We start from the raw sequence: 12,446 nt of genomic DNA, 5'->3' as shown, positions 1-12,446 counted from the left end.
TTGTCTTGCGATCAGGCGCAAATCTTGATGAATTAATCTTCAGGGCAAGGTGGAACGTCTAATCCACGACGTGCATAAAAGTCCTGAACGTATTCATCAAATGTGCCGTTATCCAGTGCATCACGCATACCTTGCGTAAGGCGCTGGTAGTAACGCAAGTTATGGATTGTGCCGAGCATTGATGCCAGCATTTCACCGCACTTCTCTAAATGATATAAATAGGCACGCGTAAAGTTTTTACAAGTGTAGCAATCGCAATGTGGGTCTAATGGCCCTTTATCATGACGATATTTGCTGTTACGGATTCTCACCAGACCATCGGTCACAAAATAATGACCATTACGTGCATTACGGGTTGGCATCACGCAGTCAAACATATCGACACCACGGCGCACCGCTTCCACGATATCTTCTGGTTTACCTACACCCATCAAGTAACGTGGTTTGTCTTGTGGCATTTTGTTTGGTAAATAATCAAGTACCTTGATCATTTCTTCTTTCGGTTCACCTACCGACAAGCCACCAATCGCATAACCATCAAAACCAACTTCTAACAAGCCTTTCAGTGACTCATCACGCAGGTCTTCGTACATGCCACCTTGAATGATGCCGAATAACGCATTTTTATTCTTAAGCTCATCATGGTGGTGGGTTTTACAACGTTTTGCCCAGCGTAAAGAAAGCTGCAATGATTTTTGCGCTTCTTCATGTGTCGCAGGGTAAGGGGTACACTCATCAAAAATCATTACGATGTCTGAATTGAGTACCTGTTGAATCTCCATTGAAATCTCTGGAGACAGGAATACTTTTGAACCATCGATTGGCGAACGGAAAGTTACACCTTCTTCTTTGATCTTACGCATTGCACCCAAGCTAAAGACTTGGAAACCGCCAGAGTCGGTCAAAATCGGTTTATCCCATTTGATAAACTCGTGCAGACCGCCGTGCTCTTTAATGACTTCCAAGCCAGGGCGTAAGTAAAGATGGAAGGTATTACCTAGAATAATTTGTGCCTGAATGTCTTCAATATCGCGTGGCAACATGCCTTTCACAGTACCGTAAGTACCGACCGGCATAAATACAGGTGTTTCAACCACACCATGCTCTAAAGTGAGTCGACCACGGCGGGCGCGCCCCGACTGGCCTAATTTTTCAAATTTCATGACACTATCCATCAAGGCGAAAAAACAGTTCGCTGATCAAAAGCGGCTATTTTCCTTGATTATGGCGTCCAGTTCTACTACTAAATGTAGCCATAGCCAAAAAATAATAATCTCCCCTAACCCCTCTTTGAAAAGAGGGGGATAAAGGGATATTTTTTATGAGAAATTCAAATGCACTAAAAATTCGGTTTATAGTCAAAATTTTCAGTGGCAAGATTATCCTTAAACGGACGAATCGTCTTCTTGGATAAGGTTAGGGTATTGATCAAGTTGTTTGGAAACACTTCGATCTGGTTATTAAACAATTCCACGTTACGATTAAAGATGGTAATGGCTGCACCGACATTTTCATTTTGTTCCTGAATGTCATCCATCATTTTGCTATACAGCGCATCCGCTTTAAGTTCAGGATAATTCTCAACCACCACATTTAAGCTGCGGATCAGCTCTTTACTCATTTTCTCAATTTGTTGTAATTGTGAAATATCCGTGTCATTGACATTAAGATTCAGAATCTGTTGACGTAACTCGGTGACTTTTTCCAAAGTTGATTTTTCAAACTGGGTATATTGATCCAGCGTCGCTTCGAGAGCTTCCAATGTTTTTACTTTTTGACGCTCGAAGTTAGCCACTTCTGACCACGCACGTTTGGTGGCATTAAAATATCGTACGATGTTGTTGCGAATAGAAACGCCCCATACGATCAGTACTACAAAAATCCCCAAAAAGATCAGTAAACCTGTCATCACATTCCCCTTATTGTTATTTCCCTTAAATTCTCGCTTTATTAAAAGAGAGCTTGGGAGAATTATTGAATTACATTCAGCATCAATTGTTGAAATTTCTGATATTGCGGCATGGTCATGGTGCGCAAGTGTCCGCGTAATGCTGGAATATCATGAATTTCACTGCGTTTACTGGCGGTTTGGAAAAGATTTTGTTCGCCCACGTAACACAGGATTTGCTCTTGATGATGATAAATTAAATCACCTGTAAAATGTTGAAAAAAATCATGTAATTTTAGGGTTAAACTCGGGCTGATTTCCTTGGCTAACTGATGTTGATTCAATCCAAAAATATTCAATTCCTGATTAATCAAAATATCGCTGCTTTGCCATGAACTGTTATAGGGTTCAAAAAAACGGGAACGCTGATTACTGACAGCAATCCCCAAGTTGGGCATTTGAAAAATAAAGGCGCCCCACAAATCCTTATGAATTTCTTTGACGATTTTCTTATTGTTGCCTTGATCTTGCAAAATCGGCATTTCATTGACGTAATGATATTGAAAAAGCAGCACTTGATGCGTGGTCGTGCCATCATTCCACGTCGTTGATGCATAGTGCGTGATGTCGTTGGATTCACTACCACGATTAAATAAGGGAAAATGTTGCTTTAATTTACTCATCACTAGCAGTGGTTGCGCTTGAATGGGTAAATAAGCAGGCAGTTGCTGGAACTGCAAACCATAACGCAATACAGTAATGCGTTCTTCTAAATAACGAATCACACGAGTCAATGGCTCTTGCGGTTCATACAATAGATAAGCGAGAAAACCGGTCAGAAATGCCCCGAGCAGACTCCAGATGTATTGAATATGCGGATGGAGAAAATAGCCAAAAACCAGCGTTCCGATGCTGATGATACCCAGTAGGTAGGGAAGGGCATTAAAGAAACACAGATTATGGTCTTCACGCCAAGGATGCAGCGCATCTAACAAATCCTGATCACTATGCGATTTTTGTCCAGCCTCCCACAAACGGGCGATATTACGGAACACCTGCGCATTTTTTTTACGTCGGATATGGAGAGCTTGTTGTACTGTATCGATCGGCATGGAGGTTTTATTTCATTATAATTGCTTTGTATGAGCTGAATTATGCTTTAAATTTCAGAAACTAAGAAGTGTGTAATCTGAATTTGGCGGTCTTTTTTATTTTAATAAACAGTGGTCTGTTTAATCTATTCTGAAAAAAATAGGCTAAACCTGAATTTAGCCTATTGATCTGTTTTAAGCGTCAAGCTTGTCCACCAACATCGCATCGCCATAACTAAAGAAGCGATAACGTTGTTCCACTGCATGTTTATAAGCAGCCAAGATATTATCCCGATTCGACAAAGCTGAAACCAACATCAATAAGGTCGATTCTGGTAAATGGAAGTTGGTAATCAAACGATCCACGATACAGAACTGATAACCTGGATAAATAAAGATCTGTGTATCGCCTGTCCACGCTGCAATTTTGCCTTGATTGGCTTGCGCTGCACTTTCCAGCGCACGGGTCGCTGTAGTGCCTACCGCAATCACTTTATTACCGCGTGCTTTGGTTGCCAAAATCAGGTCAATCGTCGCTTGTGGCACATCACACCATTCACTGTGCATAATGTGATTGGTAATGTCTGTAGTGCGTACAGGCATAAAAGTCCCTGCACCAACATGTAAGGTCACAAAGGTTTTTTGCACGCCTTTAGCGGCTAATTGTTCTAATAAGCCTTGGTCGAAATGCAGACTGGCTGTTGGCGCAGCAACACTGGCAATTTTTTCAGGATCATGGAACACAGTTTGATAACGTTCAGTATCAATCTCTTCAGCTTCACGATTGAAATAAGGTGGAATCGGGAGCTGACCGTATTGATCCAGTACTGACAAAATCGGTTGTGAAAACTTCACCACAAACAGATTTTCATGGCGACCTTGTACGGTGACAGGTACTGCATCTTCACCGATATACAGTTCTGCGCCTGCTTTAGGTGAGTTACTTGATTTGATATGGCAATGGGCAGTGTGGGTATCCAACATGCGTTCAACTAGCACTTCGATTGCCCCCCCTGTAGCACGTTTGCCTTTTAAGCGTGCTTTCATGACTTTGGTGTCATTCAGTACCAGCAAATCACCGTCTTCAAGTAGATCAAGAATATCGGTAAAGGCATGGTCATGGTATTGACCTTGGTTATCGATATGCAGCAGGCGAGATGCGCTACGGCTGTCTAATGGATAGCGAGCAATAAGTTCATCGGGGAGATCAAACGAAAAGTCGGAGAGTTGCATACATCGGAAACATTGCAAAAATTGGGCGTAGTATAGTCTTTTTTGCGTTTTCTCGCTGAGTTCGTGTGTTTATAAGCAGAAAAATATCTGAGTGATTTAAAAGTGAGCAATAAGCGTGAGTTAGTGTTTGACAATAAAATCAAACAGGTTATTATACGCAACACAAAGCATCGCACTCTTCCCGAGGTGGTGAAATTGGTAGACGCGGCGGACTCAAAATCCGCTGTCAGAGATGACGTGTCGGTTCGAGTCCGACCCTCGGGACCAAGATTCAAAGACCCCAAGCTGGTATTAAAGGCTTGGGGTTTTTTTATTTTTCATCGATGGGGTTTTCAAAGGTACATTTACAAACTTTGATAAAAATTTTTCTAAACTTATAATTACTTCACCCGTAAGTATGTCAGGATTTACATCATTTTTAAGTTCAAATTCGATATCCGAAAACCTCTTTTTAAGGAGTTTTTGGATTTTTTCTTGGGATAATTTTTCCATGTTCTAAGAAGCCTAAATGGCGTTTTATATTTACATTTATATCATGAAATACGTGTTAATTGATTGATATTAAAATAGAGAAGTATCTAATAAATATATGTTTATCTAACTTTGTGAAGATGATATAAATGTTAAATAATTTATATTTATTTAAAAAGTGATCATGAGTCAGGATAAAAAATATCAGGTTTTTATAAGTTCTACATATAACGATTTAATTGAAGCTAGAGAGAAAGCTACAAAAGTTATTTTAGATCTCTATCACTTACCTGTAGGTATGGAAATGTTTAGCGCTGATGATGATGATCAATGGAAGATCATTACTGATGCCATAGATGTTAGTGATTATTATGTATTGATCATTGGGCACCGATACGGAAGTTTGAATAATAATGGAATAAGTTACACAGAAAAAGAATTTAATTACGCTAAGTCAAAAAAAATTCCAATCATTTCATTTATTAGGGAGAGAGATGTAGCCGTATCTAACTCTCACCGGGAGACTGTACCAGAGTCTTTAATAAAACTAGATAAATTTATTGAAAAAGCTAAAAATGGAAAAATGTGTGCATTTTGGACTGACGTAAGTGATTTAGAACGTCAAATTGCAGTAGCTTTACCCAAATCATTTGCTAGACATAAAGGTGTCGGATGGATACGAGGTGATACAAAATCTGAACATATTGCTGAAGAGATCGCTAAACTAAGTGAAGAAAATCGTAAGTTGCGTGAGGAAAATGAACGATTGAAGCAGTCAGTCTCAACAAAACGACCAATTCTCAAAGTTTCTGTGAACGGTATAAACAATATTGAATATGATGAAGGAGATACTATAGAAATTCGTTGGAAAAAATTAAGAGAAGATTATTTTTATATAAAACCTGAAAAAAGAATTAAAAATTTAGGTTTAAAGAAAACTAACGATTATAGTTCAAGTGCCTTGCTAATTGGGTTTTCTAAAGTTGATGACTTTATCGATGAGTACAATAATGATATAGATAGTGTTACTGATGATATTTTAAAGCAGCATCATATCGCACTAAGAGATTATAATTTTATTGAGATGGAAAATGGACGGTTAAGTATAGATGTATCAAATCTTGGAAATGTTATAGCAAGTAAAGTGAGCATTGAAATTAGGTTTCCTTCTTTCGTTTTTATAGTTGATGATGACTCAATGGAGAATTTAAAATATTATAAAAATGAATTAGATCAATTGATTGTTGGGCATATAGAAACCCCTGAAGAACGACATAAAAGATTTTTTTCTCCAACATTGTCAATGAATAATATAAGCTATATTCCAGATTTTCCTATAGAACATCCTTATAAAAAAAGTAACTCACAAACTGTAATATTTGAATTTGATTCATTATTACACTCCAGAGGTATTTCTAAAAAAAACATTTCAATATTGCCCAAATCATTGGGTGAAGGCACAATATATGTGAATATTATGTGTTCTGAATATGAAGAACCTGTCTATTTTGAAATACCACTTCAAGTAGTGGAGTAGAAATAAGCCTTATTGCGAGGAATTTTGATATAACTATTATTCATAGATATTTAGAAATAATGTAATTTCTTGAAGTTGTTTAATATTTGAATATAAAGAGTTTTTTATGAATTTTGATATGGATATTGCGATTAAACTAGCTTTAGGTTTGGTTGCGATGTGGACGTTATATTATAAGAGAACTGAAATTATAGCTTTGACGCACAAAGATTTTGGATCAAAGTTAGAATCTACCTCTCGATTTTTTAAAGATTTTTTGTATGATAATAAGAAAAGTAAGTTAGAACGGGATAGAGCTGCCCAAGAGATAGCCCGACTGGATTACGTGGATTATGATTTAGTGGCTTATCTGATAAAATTACATGAAGCTAGATTGATTAATTTTGATCAAATGATTCGTTATTATAAACTTGGTCGAAAATTTATTGTGTATACGCCTGGTGAAAACATAACAGCTCAAAACTTCAAGTTGAAATTAAAAGAAGGGCGGACTGTTAACAAACAAGTTCTTATTTATGGTGCTCAATATGTCATTTTTGCTATGCTTTTTATAACTCCCTTAGCATTCTCATCCGAGATTCTTCCTAATATAAATTTTGAGCCTACTTTTTTTCATTATTTATTTGGGGGAATTTATCTATTTGGGTGCTTTATCCTATCTATATTAGCATTGCTAGACACTGGTAAAATTCATGATGCTGAAACATTTTTTGAGCGTGTAAAGAAAGCTGACTCAGAGTATGAAACTATTCGGAAAATTGAACATAGCGAGAATCTGAACAATTCAAGCATAAGTAATATTAGCGAATATCGAAGAAGTAGACACTTCTAAAAAAAAAGCCCTCTTTCGAGGGCTTTTTCTTACTCTTTATTCATAGAATTTTGAACGAGGCGAACTTGCTCTTGAATAATTAATAAAGTTGCATTGACATAATAAACTAAGTAATAGAGGTAGCTCAGCTGTTGTTAATGTTGGACAGGGCTCAAGTTAAAATTCAATGAAATTTCACGTTTTGTTGCGAATTGATTGAATCAACAATTGCCTTTTCTGTTAAAGTTTGTTACTACTAAGTGATAGTTTTCACATTTTTTCTATAAAACGTAAAGAACCGTATAACGATAATATTCGAGAGGCGGGAATGGCGATTCAATTATTAGAACTACAGCAAGCCGAAAAGTTAAGTGCTTGTAAAATCTCTCTTTCTTTGGGGCTAAACTCAGAGCAGAACCTGCTTGAGCAATTTTTACAATTCAATCGTAAATTGATGCAAGCCAGTACGGCATTACTCGCTTTTCATCAGGAACCTTACCTTTGGCATCGTTGTCCTGAAAAGTTACAAGCAATTGATGCTTCAAAGATTACCAAAAGCTTAAATACGCTATTTGTAAATGGCGATCTGGTCGACTGTGATCATCCACAATATCAAACCCTATTGGCATTTTTACATCCCATCAAAAAGAAAGTCCAGTCGGCAATTGCCTTACACCTCAGGCATCCAGACCAAACCTCACTCGGTTATATCATCTTGTTTGATGAAGCTGCACAAGGCTTTAGCGAATTACAAAAACAACTGCTGCAAGAGCATAGTGTCAATTTCATGCAACAACTGGAATTGAAGTTTAACCACGATGAACTCAAAGAATTATACGAACAAGAAGCTGCACTGAATTTTAGTAAAACCAAATTCTTTTCCATAATTTCCCATGACTTACGTGCACCATTTCATGGCTTGTTAGGCTTCTCTGAAATACTCGCGAAAGAGCGTGATACCTTGGATGAGTCAAGTATTCAGAACATTGCCGATTATCTCTACGATACCTCGCAGTCGACTTATAACTTATTGGAAAGCTTACTGAATTGGGCGATGGCAGAGGGTGGGCGCTTTGTCTATCATCCCATTAACTTCAAGTTACGTCAGATCACCAATATTGTGACCGATATCCTGAAAACTTTGGCGATTAAAAAGAATATTCAACTGATTAACGAAGTCGATGAAAACCTGAAAGTCTATGCCGATATGAATATGATTACCTCGGTGATTCAGAATCTGGTCTCCAATGCACTGAAATTTACTGATGTGGATGGTTCTGGCAAAGTTTATATTCAGGCGCAGCACAAGGGCACCTATGTTGAGATCTATGTTAAAGACACAGGCTTAGGTATGACCCAAGAACAAATTAAAGATTTGTTTCAGCCACGCATTACCATGAGCTATAAAGGTACCGCAGGAGAAAAAGGTGCTGGACTGGGGTTAAGCTTATGCAAGCGCTTTGTGGAAATGAATCTGGGTGAAATCAATGTGACTTCCAATGAAGGGGAAGGCACGGTATTTACAGTGCTGCTCCCGATAGAACGTGAGCAGGTTGATTTATGTACAAGTCAGGCAAAAACCAAAGCAAAATTAGTCTAAAGAGATTTTAAAGATAAGCTTGTAACTGATATAACTAACCAAGATGAGATGACGTCAGTCGAGCCTTTTTATATGAATGCGGAACAGCTACAAAAAACCTTGGTCGCAAGCCAATATGCTGAACAAGTTTTAAATTTATACCAAGCAGAATTAGAACAAGATTATAACCAAGATCATTTTCTTGATGCATTGTCGACTGAAACCATCTATCAAAAAGTTCAGCAGGCTGTGGCTGAATGCAGTAATGAACAAGCATGGATGAAGGCTTTACGTGTTTTACGTGCCAAGTTGATGTTTCGCTGGATTTGGCAAGATGCCAATCAATTAACCAATGTGGTCACACTGACGCGAGAATTGTCTGATTTTGCTGATGCCAGTATTTGTGCTGCCAAAGATTTTGCATTACCACCTTTACTCGCTAAGCATGGCGAACCGATTGGTTATTCAGGCCAGTTGCAGGATCTAATTGTCATTGGCATGGGTAAGCTGGGCGCTCAAGAACTGAATCTGTCTAGTGATATCGATTTGATATTTGCCTTTGATGAACAGGGTGAAACCAATGGGCGTAAATGTATTGATGTGCAGCAGTTCTGCATTTTGTGGGGACAGAAATTAATTTACCTACTGGATCACATTACTGCCGATGGTTTTGTATTCCGTGTCGATATGCGCTTGCGGCCGTGGGGCGATGGCTCGGCTTTGGCAATTAGCCATAGTGGTTTGGAAAAATATCTGAGCCAGCATGGGCGTGAATGGGAACGCTATGCATGGATTAAGGCACGCGTGATTACGGGCGGCAAAGCGGGTGCAGAGTTACTGGACATGTCGCGTCCATTCGTATTTCGCCGTTATGTTGATTATTCTGCTTTCGCTGCTATGCGTGAAATGAAGGCGATGATTGAGCGTGAAGTCATGCGCCGTAATATCGAAGAGGATATTAAGCTTGGCGCAGGCGGGATTCGTGAAATTGAATTTATTGTGCAGGTGTTCCAGCTCATCTACGGTGGATCGAAGCGTGAACTGCAAGATCGTCAATGTCTGGTCAACTTGCATCATTTAGGTGAAGCCGAGTTGCTGGATCAGCAAGCGGTGATTGATCTGGAAGACGCTTATCTATTTTTAAGACGGGTGGAGCATGCAATTCAGGCCTTGAATGATCAGCAAACCCAGTCTTTGCCAACCGAACCTGAACTGAGACAACGGATGCTGGATACATTAGGCTTTGCAGATTGGCCTGCATTCCTAGAGGTATTGAATAAGAAGCGTGACAAGGTCAAAGTCCAGTTTAAACAGTTGATTCAGGAAAAAGAATTTTCTGAACCTGTGGATGATTTCGTTCAGCTTGAGCAAAAACTCAATGCGGTACTTGATGACAATGCCAAGAACCTGATTCAAAACTTCTGGCATGGACAAGCCTTACGTAAAATTCCTGCCAGTGCCTTAGAGCGTTTAAAGAAATTTTGGCCACATTTGATTGAAGCGATTTTGCAGTCCGATCAGCCGCAAGTGGCTTTATTGCGTTTAATGCCTTTGGTTGAATCCGTGTTACGCCGTACCGTGTATTTGGTGATGCTGATGGAAAGCCGTGGTGCGTTACAACGACTGGTAAAAATGTCGACGGTCAGTCCGTGGATTTGTGAAGAACTGGCGCAATATCCCGTACTTTTAGATGAATTCCTGTCCATGGATTTTGGTCTGCCACAGCGTCAGGATCTGGAAGATTCTCTGCGTCAGCAATTGCTTCGGATCGAGATTGACCAAGTCGAAGATCAGATGCGGGTATTGCGCTTATTTAAAAAGAGCAATGTATTGACAGTCGCTGCCAGTGATGTGTTGGCCGAAAGTCCTTTAATGAAAGTGTCGGATGCACTTACCGATATTGCTGAAGTCAGCGTACAGGCAACCTTACGCTTGGCCTATGAAGCTGTCGCTGCGCGGCATGGTTATCCTTTGGGTAATGACGGGCAACGTTGTAGTCTGGACCGTAAAGGCTTCGCGGTGATTGCGTATGGAAAATTAGGTGGCATTGAACTGGGTTATGGCTCAGATCTGGATCTGGTATTTATTCATGCGCTTGAAGAGCAAAGTGAAACGGATGGTCGCAAAGGCATTAGTGGAGCTGAGTTTGCCATTCGGGTGGCACAAAAATTTATGTCGCTGATGACCACGCAAACCCTTGATGGACGTGTCTATGAAATTGATACGCGCCTGCGACCTTCGGGTGAAGCAGGCATGTTGGTCACCAGTTTAAAAGCCTATGAACAGTATCAACAGAAAAATGCATGGTTATGGGAACATCAGGCTTTAGTCCGTGCTCGTTCGATTGCGGGTGATCAAAGTTTATGCCAGCAATTTGAGCAGATTCGCTGCCAGATCCTGACGCAAGTTCGTGATGAAAATGAAGTGCGTGAAGAAGTGTTAAAAATGCGTCAAAAGATGAAAGATCATTTGGGATCATCTTCTGAGCAAAAAAAACATGGTATTTTTCATTTAAAACAGGACTCAGGTGGTATCGTTGATATCGAATTTATGGCACAGTATGCTGTACTTGCATGGAGTGGGACGAATACAGATCTCGCCCATTTTTCCGATAATGTAAGAATTCTAGAAGATGCTGCTAAAGCAGGCTGCTTATCCAGTGAAGATGCCACAGCATTAATACACGCTTATCTCCGTGAACGAGCTGAGAGCCACCGTTTAGCACTTGCAAACCAATCTATGCAAGTTAATGCTGCGGATTGGCACGATACCCGCGAGATCGTTTGCAAGTTATGGCAAAGATTAATTGATCCAACTGCGATAGCATTGGAAAGTGAATAATTGTGTAAAAAAGAAAATGGAGTATGTGCGATGAGTTTGGCTGATCGTGATGGTTTTATTTGGCAAGATGGAAAATTGGTTGATTGGCGTGATGCAAAAATTCACGTCCTGACTCACACATTACACTACAGTATGGGTGTCTTCGAAGGCGTCAGAGCTTATGAAACACCGAATGGTACCGCAATCTTCCGTTTGCAAGATCACACTAAGCGCTTATTAAATTCAGCAAAAATTTATCAAATGAATGTTCCATTTGATCAAGCGACATTAGAACAAGCACAAATTGATGTTGTGCGTGAAAATAAACTGGCTTCTTGCTACTTACGTCCACTGATCTGGATTGGTTCTGAAAAGCTTGGCATTGCAGCGACAGAAAACACCATTCATGCAGCAGTTGCAGCATGGGGTTGGGGTGCGTATTTAGGTGAAGAGGCAATGGCACGTGGTATTCGTGTAAAAACCTCTTCATTCACGCACCATCACCCTAACGTGACCATGTGTAAAGCAAAAGCATGTGGTAACTATACGGTATCAATTCTGGCACATCAGGAAGTTGCACGTTCAGGTTATGACGAAGCAATGTTGCTTGACCCACAAGGCTTTGTTTGCCAAGGTGCGGGTGAGAACGTATTCCTGATCAAAGATGGTGTGTTACATACACCTGATCTGGCTGGTGGTGCACTTGAAGGGATTACCCGTCAAACAGTTATTACCATTGCCAAAGATTTGGGTTATGAAGTGGTTGAGCGGCGTATCACGCGTGATGAATTCTACATTGCAGATGAAGCATTCTTTACAGGTACAGCGGCTGAAGTCACGCCAATTCGTGAATACGATGACCGTGAAATCGGTTGTGGTTCACGTGGCCCGATTACCACTGAAATCCAGAAGACTTTCTTTGATGCGGTTCAAGGCCGTAATGAGAAATATGCACACTGGTTAACTTATATCAAATAAGTTCAAATCAGCGCAAAGGCGGAGCTTAGGCTTCGCTT

At 39.8% G+C, this 12,446-nt stretch carries 10 protein-coding genes and 1 tRNA gene; 6 read left to right on the top strand and 5 right to left on the bottom strand.

Annotated elements, in window-relative coordinates:
* Positions 1-32: 32 nt before the first annotated feature.
* The 4 genes from tgt to queA all read right to left on the bottom strand — a co-directional run bounded on the left by tgt (position 33) and on the right by queA (position 4,212).
* Positions 33-1,163 (bottom strand): tRNA guanosine(34) transglycosylase Tgt, encoded by a 1,131-nt coding sequence (gene tgt, locus AWW72_RS00985; protein WP_005289237.1) that lies wholly within the window; start codon positions 1,161-1,163, stop codon positions 33-35.
* 176 nt (positions 1,164-1,339) lie between these two features.
* Entirely contained in the window at positions 1,340-1,909 is a 570-nt protein-coding gene (locus AWW72_RS00980) for a LemA family protein (protein ID WP_004775583.1), read from the bottom strand.
* A 62-nt stretch (positions 1,910-1,971) separates the two neighbouring features.
* Positions 1,972-3,000 (bottom strand): hypothetical protein, encoded by a 1,029-nt coding sequence (locus AWW72_RS00975; protein WP_062846153.1) that lies wholly within the window; start codon positions 2,998-3,000, stop codon positions 1,972-1,974.
* A 174-nt stretch (positions 3,001-3,174) separates the two neighbouring features.
* Positions 3,175-4,212, bottom strand: coding sequence for a tRNA preQ1(34) S-adenosylmethionine ribosyltransferase-isomerase QueA (gene queA / locus AWW72_RS00970; protein ID WP_062846152.1), 1,038 nt, complete (start codon positions 4,210-4,212; stop codon positions 3,175-3,177).
* 180 nt (positions 4,213-4,392) lie between these two features.
* Here queA and AWW72_RS00965 point away from each other — a divergent pair.
* A tRNA-Leu gene (locus tag AWW72_RS00965) sits at positions 4,393-4,479 on the top strand.
* 24 nt (positions 4,480-4,503) lie between these two features.
* Here the strand turns inward: AWW72_RS00965 and AWW72_RS00960 are convergent.
* The gene (locus AWW72_RS00960; protein ID WP_062846151.1) at positions 4,504-4,704 is read right to left on the bottom strand and encodes a hypothetical protein; all 201 of its coding nucleotides are present in this window, start codon (positions 4,702-4,704) and stop codon (positions 4,504-4,506) included.
* Between the two features lie 163 nt (positions 4,705-4,867).
* Between AWW72_RS00960 and AWW72_RS00955 the strand changes: the two genes are divergently transcribed.
* The 5 genes from AWW72_RS00955 to AWW72_RS00935 all read left to right on the top strand — a co-directional run bounded on the left by AWW72_RS00955 (position 4,868) and on the right by AWW72_RS00935 (position 12,408).
* Positions 4,868-6,220 carry a DUF4062 domain-containing protein gene (locus AWW72_RS00955; RefSeq protein WP_062846150.1) on the top strand — a complete coding sequence of 451 codons (1,353 nt, stop codon included), beginning with the start codon at positions 4,868-4,870 and terminating at the stop codon, positions 6,218-6,220.
* A gap of 106 nt (positions 6,221-6,326) precedes the next feature.
* Complete coding sequence (locus AWW72_RS19545) at positions 6,327-7,052, top strand: hypothetical protein (RefSeq protein WP_212815483.1); 726 nt, start codon at positions 6,327-6,329, stop codon at positions 7,050-7,052.
* 307 nt (positions 7,053-7,359) lie between these two features.
* Entirely contained in the window at positions 7,360-8,631 is a 1,272-nt protein-coding gene (locus tag AWW72_RS00945) for a sensor histidine kinase (RefSeq protein WP_047429308.1), read from the top strand.
* A 72-nt stretch (positions 8,632-8,703) separates the two neighbouring features.
* Positions 8,704-11,451 carry a bifunctional [glutamate--ammonia ligase]-adenylyl-L-tyrosine phosphorylase/[glutamate--ammonia-ligase] adenylyltransferase gene (gene glnE / locus AWW72_RS00940; RefSeq protein WP_004775539.1) on the top strand — a complete coding sequence of 916 codons (2,748 nt, stop codon included), beginning with the start codon at positions 8,704-8,706 and terminating at the stop codon, positions 11,449-11,451.
* A 30-nt stretch (positions 11,452-11,481) separates the two neighbouring features.
* On the top strand, positions 11,482-12,408 hold the full coding sequence (locus AWW72_RS00935; RefSeq protein WP_004775537.1) for a branched-chain amino acid transaminase: 927 nt from the start codon (positions 11,482-11,484) through the stop codon (positions 12,406-12,408).
* Positions 12,409-12,446 lie beyond the last annotated feature (38 nt).

Source organism: Acinetobacter sp. NRRL B-65365, from assembly GCF_001605865.1.
GTDB lineage: Bacteria > Pseudomonadota > Gammaproteobacteria > Pseudomonadales > Moraxellaceae > Acinetobacter > Acinetobacter vivianii.
Note: the sequence above shows the minus strand (reverse complement) of the source record. Positions and strands in the feature narration are given on the sequence as shown.

Coding starts and splice junctions, on each gene's coding strand:
- AWW72_RS00980 (WP_004775583.1), bottom strand. CDS start 1,909: ATGACAGGTTTACTGATCTTTTTGGGGATTTTTGTAGTACTGATCGTA.
- AWW72_RS00960 (WP_062846151.1), bottom strand. CDS start 4,704: ATGGAAAAATTATCCCAAGAAAAAATCCAAAAACTCCTTAAAAAGAGG.
- AWW72_RS00955 (WP_062846150.1), top strand. CDS start 4,868: ATGAGTCAGGATAAAAAATATCAGGTTTTTATAAGTTCTACATATAAC.
- AWW72_RS00935 (WP_004775537.1), top strand. CDS start 11,482: ATGAGTTTGGCTGATCGTGATGGTTTTATTTGGCAAGATGGAAAATTG.
- glnE (WP_004775539.1), top strand. CDS start 8,704: ATGAATGCGGAACAGCTACAAAAAACCTTGGTCGCAAGCCAATATGCT.
- AWW72_RS00975 (WP_062846153.1), bottom strand. CDS start 3,000: ATGCCGATCGATACAGTACAACAAGCTCTCCATATCCGACGTAAAAAA.
- AWW72_RS00945 (WP_047429308.1), top strand. CDS start 7,360: ATGGCGATTCAATTATTAGAACTACAGCAAGCCGAAAAGTTAAGTGCT.
- queA (WP_062846152.1), bottom strand. CDS start 4,212: ATGCAACTCTCCGACTTTTCGTTTGATCTCCCCGATGAACTTATTGCT.
- tgt (WP_005289237.1), bottom strand. CDS start 1,163: ATGAAATTTGAAAAATTAGGCCAGTCGGGGCGCGCCCGCCGTGGTCGA.
- AWW72_RS19545 (WP_212815483.1), top strand. CDS start 6,327: ATGAATTTTGATATGGATATTGCGATTAAACTAGCTTTAGGTTTGGTT.